The sequence below is a fragment of the Spirillospora sp. NPDC052269 genome (assembly GCF_040679435.1).
Classification (GTDB): domain Bacteria; phylum Actinomycetota; class Actinomycetes; order Streptosporangiales; family Streptosporangiaceae; genus Spirillospora.
Genome location: NZ_JBFAUU010000028.1, coordinates 49,403 through 65,048, shown reverse-complemented (window position 1 = coordinate 65,048; position 15,646 = coordinate 49,403). Strand labels below are relative to the sequence as shown.

The window sequence follows — 15,646 nt, the reverse complement described above, 5'->3', positions numbered from 1 at the left end:
CGGTCCGGGCGGGGTCAGCGGGAGTTGGCGCGCTGGTACTGGCGGACGGCCAGGAACCCGAAGACGGCGATCAGCCCGGCGCACCAGGCCAGCGCCTCCCACACCGCGGGGAAGGGGTGGAACACGGGCGGGCCGATGAACAGCCCGCGCGTCGCGTTCACGATCTTGGTGACGGGGTTGACCTCGGCCCACGCGCGCAGCCAGTGCGGCATCGTCTCCAGGGGGACGAACGCGTTGCTGGTGAAGGTCAGCGGGAACAGCCAGATGATCCCGGCGATGTTGGCGGCCTCGGTGTTGCGCACCGACAGCCCGATCCACGCGCCGATCGACCCGAACGCCAGGACCGTCGCCGCGAACATCCCGAACCCGCCGAGCGCGCCCCAGAACCCGCCGGTGAACCGGAACCCGACCAGCAGGCCGACCAGCACCATGACGGCCGCGACGAACATGTTGCGGACCAGGTCGGAGCCCATCCGGCCGACCAGCACCGCCGAGCGCGCCATCGGCAGCGAGCGGAACCGGTCGATCAGGCCCTTCTGCATGTCGTCGGCGAGTCCGGTGGAGATCCCGGCGGTCGCGAACGTCATCGACTGGGCGAAGGTCCCGACCATGAGGTACTGGACGGCGTCCACGCCCGGCGGCATCCGGAGCGCGCCGCCGAACACGAACCGGAACAGCAGCACGAACATGACCGGCTGGACCAGCGAGAAGAACATGAGCTCAGGAATGCGCGGGACCTGCCGCAGGTGCCGTTTGGTCATCTCCCAGCCGTCGGTGAGCACGTGGCTCACACCTGTGTCGCCGCTTCCGTTTCCTCGGCTTCCTCGGCTTCTTCCGCCTTGTGTCCGGTGAGCGATAGGAACACCTCGTCCAGGGTGGGGCGGCGCAGTCCGACGTCGTGCGCCTCGATGCCGTGCTTGTCCAGCGCGTTGACGATGGCGACCAGGCTGCGCGTGCCCTGCCGGACGGGCGCGGACACCGTGCTGGTCTGCACGTCGACCTCCGGGGGCTCGCCGGTGACCCCGAGGACGGCCGCCGCGGCCCTGCGCACCAGCGCCGGACCGGGCAGGGTGACCTGCACCCGCTCGCCGCCGACCTGCGCCTTGAGCTGGTCGGACGTGCCGCGCGCGATCACCTCGCCGTGGTCGATGATGACGATGTCGTCGGCGAGTTCGTCCGCCTCCTCGAGGTACTGCGTGGTGAGCAGCAGCGTCGCGCCGTCCCGGACGAGGTCGCGGATGATCTCCCACATGCCCCTGCGGCCGCGCGGGTCGAGGCCGGTGGTCGGCTCGTCCAGGAAGATGATCCTCGGCCGGACGACCAGCGCGGCGGCCAGGTCGAGGCGGCGGCGCATCCCGCCGGAGTAGGTCTTGGTGGGGCGGTCGGCGGCCTCGGTGAGCCGGAACCGCTCGAGCAGCTCCTCCGCCCGCGCCGCCGCCACCCGCTTCGGCAGGTGGTACAGGCGGCCGAACATGTCCAGGTTCTCGCGTCCGGTGAGGTACTCGTCGACCGCCGCGTACTGCCCGGACAGCCCCATGATGGTGCGGACGGCGTCCGGCTCGGCCACCACGTCGTGCCCTCCGACCAGGGCCCGTCCGCCGTCCGGACGCAGCAGGGTGGTCAGCATCCGCACGGTCGTGGTCTTGCCCGCGCCGTTCGGTCCGAGCATGCCGAGCACGGTCCCGGCGGGGACGGCGAGGTCCACCCCGCACACCGCATGGACCTTTCCGAACCGCTTGACCAGCCCCTCGGCGACGATCACGTTCTCGGTCACGTTGCCCCCTTGGGGAGACATCATAGAGTCACGAGTCGACTACAGGTGGCCATGATGAAGGGGCGGCCCCCGATGTCGGTGGGCCGCCCCTCAACGCTCTTCAACGCGCCTCAGTGCAGGTCAGCGCATTCTCAGTGCTCGCTCAGAGGGCAGGCTTGCCCTCGCTGTAGATCCAGTCGTGGGCCCACTTGGAGATGTCCTTGTGGGAGATCTTCCCGGCGAGCCGGACGAACTGGGCGGTGGAGCCGGTGCCGCCGCCGTGGACGCGCTGCCAGGTGCGCAGAAGCTGGAAGAACGCCTTGTCGCCGATCTGCTTGCGCAGGACGTGGATGGCCGCGCCCGCACGGTCGTAGACGAGGCTGTCGAAGATGTGGTCGCGTCCTGGGTTGGACACGACGCCCTTCCACAGCTCGTCGGTGGCGGCGGTGGAGTAGACGCCCTGGAAGCTCTTCTCGATCGGGGTCTTGTTGAACTTCTCCTGCCAGAGCCACTCGGAGTAGGTGGCGAAGCCCTCGTTCAGCCAGATGTCGGACCAGCGGTGCGGGGCGACGTTGTCGCCGAACCACTGGTGGCCGAGCTCGTGCGCGAGCAGGTCGCCGGACGGGATGGACCCGGGGTGCTTGTACAGGTCGTAGACCGGACGGCCCTGGGTCTCCAGCGCGTAGCCGACCTTCGCGGCGACCGTGACGCCGCCGGTGGACGACCAGGGGTAGCGGCCGTAGATGGACGATTCCCAGTCCGTGATCTGCCCGGTCTGGGTGTTGAACTGGCGGGCCTTGTCCGCCGGGATCTTCATGTTGACATCGGTGTAGGTCAGGTTCGGGCGACCGGACGCCGTCCGCCCCTTGACCTGGTCGTACTTGCCGATGGCGATCATCGCCAGCTCGCTCGCCATGGGCCGGTCCATGACCCAGCGGCTGGTCGTCCAGCCGCCGTGCGAGCGCTTGCCGACCAGGTCGCCGTTGGCGATGGTGGTCAGGGCGGCGGGCGCGGTGAGGGTGAAGCCGTAGGTGGCCTTCTCGGTCGGGTGGTCGTCCACGGGGTAGACCGCGGCGGCGCCGATCGGCTGGTTCAGCATGACCGCGCCGTCGGCCGTCGGGATCCAGCCGGAGATGCCGAGCGCGGGGTCGTCGATGGTCTGCGGGACGCCCGAGTAGGCGACCGTGACCGTGAACCGCTTGCCCTTGCGCAGGCCCTTCGGCGGCGTGATCACCAGTTCCTGGGTGCCCTGCCGGGTGTAGTGCGCCTTGCGCCCGTCCACCGTGAGCTTCTTGATCTTCAGGCCCTGGAAGTCCAGGTCGAAGCGGGAGAGGTTCTGGGTCGCGCGCGCCTGGACGGACGTGACGGCGTCGATGCCCTTGGTCGCCGGGTCGTACTTCAGGCCGATCTCGTAGTGGATCGGCGCGTACCCGCCGTTGCCCATCTCCGGGAAGTAGGGGTCGCCCGCCCCGGCGGCGCCGGGCGTGAACCTGGGCGGCGCGGCGTCCGAGGGCAGCGCGGACGCCATGGTGGCGGTCAGCGCGAGGCCCGCGGTGACGGCGGTGGTCGTGAGCGCTCTGGGAAGTCTGCTCATGCGCCTCATCCTTGCGAGGAATATCGTCTGTCCCAGAATTTCCCCGCCGTCACCATGTGATCAAGCGCGAAATGATCTCAAATCTTCGGCTTCCCCGCCGTATAGAGCCAGTCATGGAACATCGGGTGGAGGTTCCGGCGCCCGACGCGCTCGGCGACCGCGATGAACTGGTCGGTGGTGCCGGTCTTGTGCGCGCGCTCGCGGGCCCACGTCCGCAGGATCCTGAAGAACGCGCGGTCGCCGACCGTCCTCCGCAGCATGTGCAGCGTCATCGCGCCGCGCGTGTAGACGGGGAAGTAGGCGAACAGCTGGTCGCGTCCGGGATCGCCGGTCTCGCGCTGCCAGGCGGAGTCGGTCGCGGCCCGCTTGTAGGCCTCGTCGAAGGAGTGGGCGGCGGTCGGCCCGCCGTGCCGCTCCTGCCAGAGCCACTCGGCGTAGGTCGCGAAGCCCTCGTTGAGCCAGATGTCCCTCCAGCGGGCGAGGCCGACGCTGTCGCCGAACCACTGGTGCGCCAGCTCGTGGACGATCAGCAGCTGGTCGGCGTCGCCGTGGTAGACGGGCCGGTCCTGGGTCTCCAGCGAGTACCCGACCCGGACGCCCGCCTCGACGCCGCCGGTCGAGCCGAACGGGAACCGGCCGAAGATCGAGCTCTCCCAGTCGGTGACGGTCGCGGTGGTGTTCTGGAGCCGGTCCGCCATGGCCGCGACGCCGCTCCCGCCCTTGGCGGCGGCGTCGGCGCCCGCCCTGCCCTTGATCTTGGTCACCGGCGCGCCCGCCAGGGACGTGGAGACCGCGCTGATCGAGCGCACGCCCTTGGGCGTCCGGCCGTCGCGGAGGGTGAACCGCCCGATCGCGACCATGGCCAGGTAGCTCGCCATCGGATACGGCGACGACCACGTGAACGTGCTGGTCGCGCCCTTCCTGACCGTTCCGTGCGGCTCGCCGTTCGCGACCGCGCTGAGGCCCTTCGGGACCGTCACGTGGAACGCGTAGGTGGCCTTGTCGGACGGATGGGAGCTCAGCGGGAACCACGTCTCGGACCCGATGGGCTGCGACAGCGTGATGACGCCGTCCCCGGTCGGCAGCCAGCCCGTCTTCCCGAGGATCGGGTCCTGCAGGACGCGCGGCCTGCCCGCGTAGCGCACCGCGACCTGGAACCGGGCGCCCTTGACGATCCCGGCGGGCGGCGTGATCACGAGCTCCTGGCCCCGCCGGGCGTAGGTCGCGCGACGGCCGTCCACCCGCAGGTCCGAGATCGTGTTGCCGACGAAGTCGAGGTCGAACCGGGACAGGTCCTGCGTCGCGGTCGCGGTGACCGTCGTCGTCGCGCTGATCCGCCTGCCCTTCGGCCGGTAGGCGAGGGCGATGTCGTAGTGCGCGACGCGGAAGCCCCCGTTCCCCGCCTGCGGGAAGTACGGATCCCCGGCGCCCGCGGCGCCCGGCGTGAACCGGTGGCCGGCGGGGACGTTCCGCGCGGGCGCGCGGAACCCCACACCGATACCGGAGCCCGTGCCCGCGCCCGCCACCGGAGCGCACGCCATGACCGGAGACATCAGCAGCGCCGTCGCCGCCCGTTTGGTCACCACTTCTTGGGTTTGCCCTTCTGGTAGAGCCAGACCCTGAACAGCCCGTCCAGCTTCCGGCCGGAGATCCTCTCGGCCAAGGCGGCGAAGTCGGCGGTGGTCACCGGGCCGGCGCCTCCACGCGCCGCCCACGTCCGCACCAGCCGGCCGAACGCCCTGTCGCCGATCCGTTCGCGCAGCGCCTCCAGGCACATCGCGCCCCGGATGTACACCGAGAAACCGAACATGTCGCGGCGGCCGGGGGAGCCGGGCGGAGGGGCGAACACGGGGGACCCGCCAGGCTGGGAGTAGTACCGCTTGAAGGTCTTCCTCGTGGAGTCGCCGCCGCCGCGCGCGGTCCACATCCACTCGGCGTAGGTGGCGAGGCCCTCGTTGAGCCAGATGTCCTTCCAGTCGCGCAGGCCGACGCGGTCGCCGAACCACTGGTGGGCCAGCTCGTGCACGATGAAGAGGTCGTCCGGGACGAAACCGCCGTAGACCGGACGCTCCTGGGTCTCCAGCGCGTAGTCGAGGCCCGGGGTGTCGATCACGCCGCCCGCCGTCGCGAACGGGTAGCGGCCGAACGTCCTCGCGCCCCACCGGATCGCGGCGACGGTCGTCCGCTCCAGCCTCCCGGCCTTCCCGGCGTACTTCGGGGCGACGGCCGTGATCACCGGGATGCCGTCCGCGGTCGTCCGCCTGACCTTGAACCGCCCGATCGCGATCATGGCCAGGTAGGTGGACATGGGGGAGGTCTCGGACCAGTCGTAGGTGGTCGTCGCGCCCTTGTCCACGACCTGGCCCGGCGTCCCGTTCGCCACCACGCGCAGGCCGGACGGGACGGTGATGTGGAACGCGTAGGTGGCCCTGTCGCGCGGATGGTCGTTGACGGGGAGCCAGGTCGGGGTGCCGTCCGGCTCGCCGAGCGCGAGCGCGCCGTCCTTGGAGGGGATCCAGCCGTAGGTGCCGAGCGAGCCGTCCTTCAGGGGGTGGGGGCGTCCCGCGTAGCGGACGACGGTGGTGAACGGCGCGTCCTTGGCGACGGTGGCGGACGGCGTCACCACCAGCTCCTGGCCGCTCCGGGTGAACGTGGCGGGCCTGCCGTCCACGGTGACCGCGGTGACCTTCGGGCCGCGGAAGTCGAGGTCGAAGCGGGTCAGCGGCTGCGTCGCGCTCGCGGTGAGGGTGACGGTCGCGTCCACCCGTCCGGACGCGTGGCCCGCGTACGCCAGCGCCACGTCGTAGTGCGAGACGTGGTAGCCGCCGTTGCCCGCCGAGGGGAAGTAGGCGTCACCGAGTCCGGACGAACCAGGCGAACCGCTCGCCCCGGCGCCCGCGCCCGCGAGGCCGGGAGGACCCGCGAATAAGGCCGCCGCCGTCGTGGCGGTGGCCGCCGCGGCCGGCCGCCACCACGCCGCACGTGCTCGTTGACCGTTCACCCGCCCCAGACTGGACGGCGCGGGCATCGTGGTCCCGCCGCTAGGCCGGGTCTTTGACCAGCCCTTGCCCCCCGTTCACCACGCCCGGACGCTGCCGTCCGGAGCGGACGAACGGCGGCCGCCGGGTCAGCGAGCCGGACGGTTCGGCTGGTACAGCCAGGCGTCGAAGAACGGGCCGAGCTTCATCCCCGAGACGCGCTCGGCGGTCGCGATGAACTCCGGCGTCGTGCCGTTCGAGCCGCGCTTCGCGGCCGTCCAGGCGCGCAGGATCTTGAAGAACGCCGTGTCGCCGACCTTCGTGCGCAGCGCCTGCAGGGTCATCCCGCCCCGGTCGTACACGGCGCGTCCGAACAGGTCGGTGCGGCCCGGGTCGCCGATCCGGACGCCCCACATGTCGGCGCCGCCCTGCTGGTAGAGCCGGTCGAACCGCTGCTGGACCGGCCCCCCGCCGATGCGCTCCGCCCACATCCACTCGGCGTAGGTGGCGAAGCCCTCGTTGAGCCAGATGTCCTTCCAGCGCGTCACGCTGACGCTGTCGCCGAACCACTGGTGCGCCAGCTCGTGCGCCATGATCGTCTCGGCGGTGAACCCGCCGTACACCGGCCGCGTCTGGGTCTCCAGCGCGAAGTCCACGTCCGCGTCGTCGACGATCGAGCCCGTCGACGAGAAGGGGTACGGCCCGAACAGCTTCACCCACGCGTCGGTGATCTGCGCGGTCTTGGCGGCGATCGCGTCCACGCCCGGTCCGCGGACGGTCGGGTCGACGGCCGTGAGGTACGGGATGCCGCCGGGCGTCCGCCCGCGCCGCACGTCGAAGCGGCCGACGTCCACGGTCGCGAGGTAGGTCGCCATCGGCTGCGCGACGTGCCAGGTCGTCGTCGTCATCGCCCGCTGCTTGTACGCGATCGTCGTGACGGTCGGCTGCGGCGAGGTCGGCGGCTGCCCGGGACCGGGCTTGTTCCCCGGACCGCCGCCGGGCCCTTCGCCGGGCGGCGGACCGTCGGGGATGGACGGCGCGTCCGGTCCGCTCGGGTTCCCGCCGTCCGGCCCGTTGCCCTTGCCGCCGCCCCCGACCGTGCCGGACGTCGGCTCACCGTTCGAGATCGCGGTCAGCCCCTTCGGGACGGTGACCTGGATGTCGAACGTGGCCTTGTCGCTCGGGTGGTCGTTGCTCGGGAACCAGGTGTGCGCGCCGCTCGTCTCGCACGCGACGAACACGCCGTCGCGGGTGCGGATCCAGCCGTACTTGCCGAGCACCTTGTCCTGGACGGGCTGCGGCGTCCCCGAGTACCGGACCGCCGTGACGAACCTCGCGCCCTTCTCCAGGGCCTTGGCGGGCTGGACGACCAGCTCCGAGCCGTCCCGGCGGTACTTGGCGGGCTGCCCGTCCACCCGGACCTCGGCGACCGTGAGCCCGGTCAGGTCGAGGTCGAACTCGGTGAGGCGCTGCGTGGCGAGGGCGGTGATCTCCGCCGTGCCGTCCAGCTGCTTGGCCTCGTCGTCCGGGACGATCGTCAGCTTCAGCCCGTAGTGCTGGACGTCGTAGCCGACGTTGCCGTCCCCGGGCGTGTACGGGTCGCCGATCGAGGCGAGGCCGCTCGGGGCGTTCGCGGCCGTCGGACCGGAGCTCTTGCCGCCGGTGCGGATCGACACCGAGCAGCCCGCGACCAGCGCGCATGCCGCCAGTCCCGCGACGCCGCGCACCAGCGGTGTGGACCGTCCGGGCCGGACGGCGCGGGAGGAACGGACGAATCGGGGGGAACGGGCGTCCTGAGGCACGGGCCCCAGCCTGCCCGTCCGGTGGCGGACTGGGCAACTCGCGCAAAGGCCACGTCCCGGACCGGCCACCCCTCAAGGACGGCCGGTGGACGCGCGCGGCGGACGGTCAGCGGCCCTGGTACGGGTTGTGCGCCCCCGGCTCGACCCGGACGACGACGGTCTTGGCGGCCTTGTCGTGCAGGGTCTGCCGCCGCCTGTCGCCGAGGAGCCAGGCGCTGTCGACGATCCCGCCGATGCAGCAGATCGCCCACAGGACGTCCATGACGAGGATGCGCAGGAACGCGGTGCCGTAGCTGATCGCGCCGCCGTCCTCCGCGCGGACGACCCGGGTGCCGACCGCCATCTTCCCGACCGACTGCCCGAACCTGCCCTGCAGGATCGTGAAGTAGGCGAGCGTGATGGCCGTGACCAGCAGGTTCGCGAAGAATCCGCCCGCGTGCCAGACGACCCTCTGGTTCCCGCTCGGCCCGGAGACCTCGACGATCTGGTTGAACGGCAGCGTGACCAGCCAGCCGATGATCCCCAGGATGATGTAGTCGACGATGATGCCGAGGAGCCGCCGCCACGGGCTCGCGAGCCCCGCCGCCGGGTCGGAGTAGCCGCCGGCCGGACCGCCGTAGCCGGGCAGCGACCCGTACGGCTCGTGCCCCGGGCCACCGCCGTGAGGCTGCCGGCCTCCCCCGTAGGGCTGCTGGCCGCCGTAGGGCTGCTGACCCCCTCCGCCGTAGGGGCCGGGGCCTTGTCCCGGTCCCTGGCCGCCGCCTCCGCCGGGCGGCGGCTGCTGCGGATGGGGCGGTTCCTGCGGAGGCCGTCCGGGCTGGTCGTCGCCCGGCGGCGGGTTGGAAGGCGGTTGCGTCATGCCGTCAAGGTGTGCCGGACGGGACGGGGGCAAACACCACCCCGCCGCCTCATGAGGCGATCTTTGCCCCTGCTTGCAGAAGTCAGTAGGTGGTGCCGGATCCGGAGTGCCTGGCGGCGATGACGATGGCGCTGGTCAGGTACAGGATCCACCCGATCAGCCCGATGTAGCCGAGGACGAGCCCGGCGATGCTCATGCCCCGTCCGCCCTCGCCGGTCCGCTTGATGCGGCTGAGCGAGATGTGGCCGAACACGACCGCGAGGATCGCCGAGATACCGCAGAACAGCCCGATGACGCCGGTGACGAGCGAGGCGATCGCCATGCCGTTCGTCGCCCCCGGGGCGCCGCTGGGCGGCACGCCGTAGGGCCCGTACGGCTGCTGCTGTCCGTACTCCTGCTGTCCGTACGGCTGCTGCTGCTGTGGTGGCTGCTGCCCGTACCCGTACTGCTGTTGCTGGTTCTGCCAGGAGTACGGATCGCCGTACGCCTCGCCGTAGTGATGACCTGGCTCTCCCGGACCGGGGCCCAGGCCCGGACCTTGGCCGGGCGGCGGCCCGCCATAGGGGCCGTGGCCGGACGGCCTGTCCTCGGGCGGTTCGCCGGGCGGTTCTTGCGGCGGTTGCGTCATGACCTCAATCTCGGCACACGGACGGCTCCTCAAACCTGTCCGGACGGGCGGCCCGGACATGATCACCTGGTCGAACGGTCCGGCGGCCCGGCGGCCCGCCGGGGACGAGGGTCGGCGGGCCGCCGGGCCAGGGGGTGGTGGGCCGTCCGCGCGAACGGGACGGGTCTGGTGGACATCAGTCCCGCGCGGACGTCCCACCGCGTGGCGCGGCGCGCCGGGAGGGGGCGCGCCGCGCTGGTCCGCGGAGGTGGTGCGAAGGGCGGCAGGGATGGTGCGGAGCGGCCGTGTCAGAGGTTGCCGCGGCGCTCCTGCTCGCGCTCGATGGCCTCGAAGAGGGCCTTGAAGTTGCCCTTGCCGAAGCCGAGCGAGCCGTGCCGCTCGATGAGCTCGAAGAACACCGTCGGACGGTCCTGGACGGGCTTGGTGAAGATCTGCAGCAGGTAGCCGTCCTCGTCGCGGTCGACCAGGATCTTCCGCTTCTGCAGTTCCTCGACCGGGACGCGGACGGTGCCGATGCGCTCGCGCAGCTCCGGGTCCTCGTAGTAGGAGTCGGGGGTCTCGAGGAACTCCAGGCCCGCGGCCGCCATCCGGTCGACCGAGGTGAGGATGTCGTTGGTGGCCAGCGCGATGTGCTGCACGCCCGGCCCGCCGTAGAACTCCAGGTACTCCTCGATCTGCGATTTGCGGCGGCTCTCGGCGGGCTCGTTCAACGGGAACTTCACCTTGCGCGAGCCGTCCGCGACGACCTTGGACATCAGCGCCGAGTACTCGGTGGCGATGTCGTCGCCGACGAACTCGGCCATGTCGGTGAAGCCCATGACGCGGTGGTAGAAGTCGGCCCACTCGTCCATGCGCTCGACGTTGCCGACGCAGTGGTCGATCGCCTGGAAGAAACGCTTCTCCGGCGGCGCGGCCACCGGCGCGGCGGCCTCGAAGCCGGGTAGGTACGGTCCGTGGTAGTTGGACCGGTCGACCAGCGAGTGCCGCGTCTGGCCGTACGTCGCGATCGCCGCGACCGTCACCTTGCCGTGCTCGTCCTCGAGGACGTGCGGCTCCTCGAGCCCGCGCGCGCCCTTGGCGAGGGCCTGCCGGTAGGCGGCCTCGGCGTCGGGGACCTCGATCGCCAGGTCGACCACGCCGTCCCCGTGCTCGGCGACGTGCCGTCCGATGTCGGTGCCGGCGCGCACCGGCCCGCGGAACACGAACCGCGCCGACCCCGACTCGAGCACGTGGACGGCCTCGTCCGGGTGCCCCGTCTCGGGTCCGCGATAGGCGACCCGGCGCATTCCGAAGGCGGTGGAGTAGAAGTGCGCGGCCTGCTTCGCGTTGCCGACGGCGAACACGACCGCGTCCATGCCCTTAACCGGAAACTCGTCCATACCGCCAATCTCGACAGCCACCGCAGAATGCGCAAGAGTGGTCCAGATCACTGGGCAATCTGTATGGCGAAACCGGGGTCGGCCTACACAAACCGAGCAATCTGACGAGGTCAGAAGTGATCGACGATCTAGACGGCCGCATCATCGAGCTGTTCACGACCGAGCCGAGGGTGGGCGTCCTGGAGGCGTCCCGGCGGCTCGGCGTCGCCCGGGGCACGGTCCAGGCCCGCCTGGACCGGATGGTCCGCGACGGCGTCATCCGCGGCTACGGCCCGGAGATCGACCCGGCGGCCCTCGGCTACGCGGTCACGGCGTTCGTGACCCTCCACCTCCGCCAGGCGGGCGGCCACGAACCGGTCGCGCGGGGCCTGTCCACGATCCCCGAGGTCCTCGAGGCCCACACCATCACCAGCCCCGGCGACATGCTCTGCCGCGTCGTGGCCCGTTCGAACGCCGACCTCCAGCGCGTCATCGACCTGATCGTCGCGACCGACGGCGTCCAGCGCGCCTCCTCGGTCATCTCCCTCGCCAACCGGATCCCGACCCGCACCCTGCCCCTGGTCAGGGCCACCAGCCGCGACTGATCCCCGGGCCCGGCCCCGACGCGGTTCAGGCCCGGTTCAGGTACGCCAGGACGGCCAGGACGCGACGGTTGCCGTTGTCGTCGTCGGTGATGCCGAGCTTGCCGAACATCGACGTCGTGTACTTCCCGATCGCGCTCTCGCTGAGGAACAGGCGGCGGCCGATCGCCTGGTTGGACAGGCCCTCGGCCATCAGCGCGAGGACCTCGCGCTCGCGTTCGGTGAGCCGGTCCAGGTGCCGGCCCGCCGGCCCGCCGGACAGGATCTTGGCGATGACGCCCGGGTCCATGGCCGTGCCGCCCGCGGCGACGCGCTCCAGCGCCTCGACGAACTGGTCGGCGTCGAAGACGCTCTCCTTGAGGAAGTAGCCGATGCCGCCCGCGCCGTCCGCGAGGAGTTCGCGCGCGTAGAGCTGGTCGACGTGCTGGGACAGGATCAGGATCGGCAGGCCGGGGACCTCGCGGCGGGCGGCGAGGGCGGCCCGCAGCCCCTCGTCGGACTGGCCGGGCGGCATCCGGACGTCCACGACCGACACGTCCGGACGGTGCTCCAGCAGGGCCTTCAGGGTCTCCGGGCCGGTGGACGCGGTCGCGACCACCTCGTGCCCGAAGGCCTCAAGGAGACGGACCATCCCGTCCCGCAGGAGGTAGAGGTCTTCGGCGATCAGGATTCGCATGGCACCGTCATTCTCGCGCGGGTCGGGCCGCCCTCGGGACTGGTGATCTCCACGGTCCCGTCGAACACGGCGAGGCGGCGGCGCAGCCCGGCGAGGCCGCCGCCGGTCGTCGGGTCGGCTCCACCGCGTCCGTCGTCCTCGACGTCGACGACCAGGTTCGGGGCGTCCCAGGTGATCGAGACCCGCGCCCTCGTCGCCCGGGCGTGCTTCACGGTGTTGGTCAGCAGCTCGGCGATCCCGAAGTACACGGCGGACTCGATCGGGGCGTCCATCCGGGACAGGACGTTCGCGGTCACGGTCACGTCGAGCGGCGTGTCCAGGGCCAGGGCCCGGACGGCGTCGACGAGGCCGCGCTCGCTCAGCAGCGGCGGGCTGATGCCGTGGACCAGGTCGCGGATCTCGCTCAGGGACGCGGCGGCCCCGCTCCGCGCCTCCCGCATCAGGGCCCTGGCCCGCGCGGGATCGGTCTCCATCAGCTTCTCGGCGGTCGCCAGCGAGAGGCCGAGCGAGACGAGCCGCGCCTGCGCGCCGTCGTGCAGATCCCGTTCGATGCGGCGGATCTCGGCGGCCTGCGCGACGGTCGTGTCCGCGCGCTGGGCGGTCAGCTCGTCCACCCGTCCGGCGAGCCGCATCGCCCGCGACGGACCCAGGAACCGGACGGCCACGGGCGGCGTCGCCCGCCAGGCGTGGGGCGCGCTCGCGACCGCCACGACCAGCCCGCCCACCCCGAGCGCCGTCCCCGCCCCGCCGCCTGCGGCGAACCCGGCGACCGCTGCGAAGGTCCCCGCGAGCGGGACGGCCGCGACGAGCCCGGCGAGCGACGCGAACGCGACGAACCGCAGGTCACGCCATGTGGCGGGGTCGGACCAGAGCATCCGCAGCCGCTGGTCCTCGGCCGCCTCCTTGCTCGACTTCGAGTAGGAGTAGCCGTTCCACCAGTAGCCGGTCGACATGCGCAGCGGCGGCATGGCCTCCCAGTGGCCGCCGGGAATGTCGGCGCCCGTCCAGCGCGCGACGAGCACCCGGAAGATCCGGCAGAGCGGACGGGAGAACAGGAGCGTCCCGACGGCCGACAGCACGATCGGCGCCGTCCACGCCCACGGGTTGCCGAACTCCCACATCCCGGCCGCGATCCCGGCCCACACCGCTGGCGCCAGCAGTCCGGCGACCGCCACGACGGCCGCGCGGGCGAACCCGACGCCGGCGTCCCGAACCCACGACCCCAGATGACGCATGACTCTTCCTTCACTCCACGGCCCGTTCAGTCCGCGAATCGGACGTTACGGCCTAGAGCACCCACATTGCACCTGGGTGAACGCGAATCCCAGGGTTTCGGGGCCCGAGTGGGGCCAGCCCCACTCACCCGTGCGCCTGACCCCACCCGCCTAGGTCCGCAGGACGGCGAACACGGTCTTGCCGTCAGGCTCGGGCCGGACGCCGTAGCTGTCGGCCAGGGCCGCGACGATCACCAGCCCCCGGCCGCCGGGGTCGTCCGGGGCGGGCGACCTGCGGTGCGGCACGGTGAGCGAGGAGTCGTGGACCTCCAGGGTGACCGAGCCGGGCGCGTCCACGGCGACGGTCAGGCGGACGGTGGTCCCGCCCACGGCCTTCACCGCGTTGGTCACCAGTTCGCACACGACGAGACCGGCGTCCTCGACCAGCGTGGTCGGGAAGCCGCGGGAGCCGAGCACGTGCTCGGCGGACTTGCGGGCTATTCCGACGGCCGACGGGACGGCCGGGTAGTTCATCGACAGCAGGACCTGCCGCGCGTTCATCGTCATGGGTCGCCATCGCCTGGTCCTCGGGCGCGATGCGGGTGATTCCTCGAAGCGGGTGGTGCACGAAGCGGGTGGTGCACGAGACAGGTGGTGCACGAAACGTCCGGGTGTCCGGGCCGGTGCGCGCCTATGCCAGAAAAGCGTGACCGCCCGTGACGGGCAATGCGACGAGAGTAGCCTCAAGTCGCCTCCCGTGGTCCCGAAGGGACGTGCTCCATGACCCGTCTCGACCTGGTCACCCACCCCCTCACCTATGTTCGCGAGCAGCGCGGCTGGACGCAGTCGCACGTCGCCTCGCTCGTCGCCCGCGGCCGGAACATGGCCACCTGGAAACAGAAGGTCTACCGCTGGGAACGGCGAGGTGTCCGCCCGGAACCCGCCGCCCAGCACGCCCTCGCCGAGGCCCTCGGCGTCCCCGCCCGGCTCGTGGACGCCCACCCCTGGCCGGAGTGGCTCCTCTACTCCGAGGGGACGCCCGTCGCCCTGGGCGACGTGCCCATCGCCGCCGGCGACGCGCCCGTCTCGGCGTCCTGGTCCGCCGGTCACGCGCGGACGACCCTGGCCGGCACGGTGTCCGCGCTCACCGACCGGCGCGGCTTCCTCATCCTCAGCGGCGCCGCGATCGGCGCGCTCGCCGCGGGCTGGACCGAGCCGTGGCGGTTCGTCCCGCAGGAGAAGGTCGTCCGGACGCTGGGCGGCGGGCGCACCGACCACGAGCTGGTGTCGGCGATCGAGAAGCGGCTCGCCGACCTGTGGATCCTGGACGACCTGGTCGGCGGCGAGACCACCGCCCGGCTCGCGGTGAACGACCTGGAGCTGGTCACCGGCCTGCTGAACAACAGCACCTACTCGCAGGCCGTGGAGCGGCGGCTGTTCCGGGTGGCCGGGGGCCTGTGCCGCCAGGCGGGCTGGGGCGCGTTCGACAGCGGGCGGCCCGCGGCGGCCGAGCGCTACTGGCACGCCGGACTCCGCGCCGCCAAGGAGGCGCGGGACATCGACGGCGGCGTCTACATCCTGTCCAACATGGCCATGCAGCGCTTCTACGCGGGCGACGGCGCGGCGTCCCTCGCGCTGCTGGAGGCGTCCCGCGCGTCCCGCGGACGGCTCGGCCGGACGGTCCTGGCGATGCTCGACACCTGGCAGGTCCGCGCGCACGCGAAGCTGGGGCGCCGGGCGGACGCGGCGCGGGCGCTCGCGCGGGCCGAGGCGCACTGGGAGCGCCGCCGTCCCGAGGACGACCCCGCCTGGATCTACTGGATGCGGCGCCCGTCGACCACGATCGAGACGAACCTCGCCATGCTGGAGCTCGGGCGGCCCGCCGAGGTGCCCCGGAACCTGGCCCGGTGGGTCGGCCTCGACCGGGACGAGTACCCGCGCGACCACGCCCTCGCGCTCACCGTCGTCGCGGCGGCGCAGATCCAGATGGGCCAGGTGGACGCCGCGGTGGCCACCGGACGCCGGGCGCTGCGCCTCCTGAAGTCCGTCGACTCCGGACGCGCCTGCGGCGAGCTGCGCCTGCTGCTCGACCACCTCCCGGACGACCGGGTCGCCCGCGAGTTCCGCGACCAGGTCACCGAGGAGGGCTGACCGGCCCGGTCGCGCCGCGCGGAACCCCGGG

The 15,646-nt window shown here is 72.0% G+C and carries 14 protein-coding genes; 2 read left to right on the top strand and 12 right to left on the bottom strand.

Annotation, left to right across the window (positions count from 1 at the left end):
• Positions 1 to 14 precede the first annotated feature (14 nt).
• The 9 genes from AB0L06_RS40010 to hppD form a co-directional block, all read right to left on the bottom strand.
• The gene (locus tag AB0L06_RS40010) at positions 15 to 791 is read right to left on the bottom strand and encodes an ABC transporter permease (RefSeq protein ID WP_500236573.1); all 777 of its coding nucleotides are present in this window, start codon (positions 789 to 791) and stop codon (positions 15 to 17) included.
• Positions 788 to 1,774: an ATP-binding cassette domain-containing protein gene (locus AB0L06_RS40005; protein ID WP_500236572.1), complete on the bottom strand. Its 987-nt coding sequence runs from the start codon at positions 1,772 to 1,774 to the stop codon at positions 788 to 790. Before AB0L06_RS40005 ends, AB0L06_RS40010 begins: the two co-directional genes overlap by 4 nt.
• A 142-nt stretch (positions 1,775 to 1,916) precedes the next feature.
• Positions 1,917 to 3,347, bottom strand: a complete 1,431-nt coding sequence (locus tag AB0L06_RS40000; RefSeq protein ID WP_500236571.1) for a M1 family metallopeptidase — start codon at positions 3,345 to 3,347, stop codon at positions 1,917 to 1,919.
• Positions 3,348 to 3,424: 77 nt separating this feature from the next.
• Positions 3,425 to 4,930: a M1 family metallopeptidase gene (locus tag AB0L06_RS39995; RefSeq protein ID WP_500236569.1), complete on the bottom strand. Its 1,506-nt coding sequence runs from the start codon at positions 4,928 to 4,930 to the stop codon at positions 3,425 to 3,427.
• Positions 4,927 to 6,348, bottom strand: a complete 1,422-nt coding sequence (locus tag AB0L06_RS39990) for a M1 family metallopeptidase (protein ID WP_500236568.1) — start codon at positions 6,346 to 6,348, stop codon at positions 4,927 to 4,929. Before AB0L06_RS39990 ends, AB0L06_RS39995 begins: the two co-directional genes overlap by 4 nt.
• A 126-nt stretch (positions 6,349 to 6,474) precedes the next feature.
• Positions 6,475 to 8,127, bottom strand: a complete 1,653-nt coding sequence (locus AB0L06_RS39985) for a M1 family metallopeptidase (RefSeq protein WP_500236566.1) — start codon at positions 8,125 to 8,127, stop codon at positions 6,475 to 6,477.
• Positions 8,128 to 8,233: 106 nt separating this feature from the next.
• Positions 8,234 to 8,986 carry an RDD family protein gene (locus tag AB0L06_RS39980; RefSeq protein WP_500236564.1) on the bottom strand — a complete coding sequence of 251 codons (753 nt, stop codon included), beginning with the start codon at positions 8,984 to 8,986 and terminating at the stop codon, positions 8,234 to 8,236.
• A gap of 82 nt (positions 8,987 to 9,068) precedes the next feature.
• Positions 9,069 to 9,614 (bottom strand): DUF4190 domain-containing protein, encoded by a 546-nt coding sequence (locus AB0L06_RS39975; RefSeq protein ID WP_500236563.1) that lies wholly within the window; start codon positions 9,612 to 9,614, stop codon positions 9,069 to 9,071.
• A gap of 287 nt (positions 9,615 to 9,901) precedes the next feature.
• Positions 9,902 to 10,993, bottom strand: a complete 1,092-nt coding sequence (gene hppD / locus AB0L06_RS39970) for a 4-hydroxyphenylpyruvate dioxygenase (RefSeq protein WP_500236561.1) — start codon at positions 10,991 to 10,993, stop codon at positions 9,902 to 9,904.
• A 116-nt stretch (positions 10,994 to 11,109) separates the two neighbouring features.
• On the opposite strand from hppD, the gene AB0L06_RS39965 reads away from it, so the two are divergent.
• Positions 11,110 to 11,577, top strand: coding sequence for an Lrp/AsnC family transcriptional regulator (locus AB0L06_RS39965; RefSeq protein ID WP_500236560.1), 468 nt, complete (start codon positions 11,110 to 11,112; stop codon positions 11,575 to 11,577).
• Between the two features lie 25 nt (positions 11,578 to 11,602).
• On the opposite strand, the gene AB0L06_RS39960 is transcribed toward AB0L06_RS39965, so the two are convergent.
• From AB0L06_RS39960 to AB0L06_RS39950, 3 genes are all read right to left on the bottom strand, one after another.
• Positions 11,603 to 12,250, bottom strand: a complete 648-nt coding sequence (locus AB0L06_RS39960; RefSeq protein WP_500236558.1) for a response regulator transcription factor — start codon at positions 12,248 to 12,250, stop codon at positions 11,603 to 11,605.
• Positions 12,238 to 13,485, bottom strand: a complete 1,248-nt coding sequence (locus AB0L06_RS39955) for a sensor histidine kinase (RefSeq protein WP_500236557.1) — start codon at positions 13,483 to 13,485, stop codon at positions 12,238 to 12,240. The genes AB0L06_RS39960 and AB0L06_RS39955 overlap by 13 nt, the downstream gene beginning before the upstream one ends.
• A 150-nt stretch (positions 13,486 to 13,635) precedes the next feature.
• The gene (locus tag AB0L06_RS39950; protein ID WP_500236555.1) at positions 13,636 to 14,031 is read right to left on the bottom strand and encodes an ATP-binding protein; all 396 of its coding nucleotides are present in this window, start codon (positions 14,029 to 14,031) and stop codon (positions 13,636 to 13,638) included.
• A gap of 213 nt (positions 14,032 to 14,244) precedes the next feature.
• On the opposite strand from AB0L06_RS39950, the gene AB0L06_RS39945 reads away from it, so the two are divergent.
• Positions 14,245 to 15,615 carry a helix-turn-helix domain-containing protein gene (locus AB0L06_RS39945; RefSeq protein WP_500236553.1) on the top strand — a complete coding sequence of 457 codons (1,371 nt, stop codon included), beginning with the start codon at positions 14,245 to 14,247 and terminating at the stop codon, positions 15,613 to 15,615.
• The last annotated feature ends 31 nt before the right edge of the window (positions 15,616 to 15,646 follow it).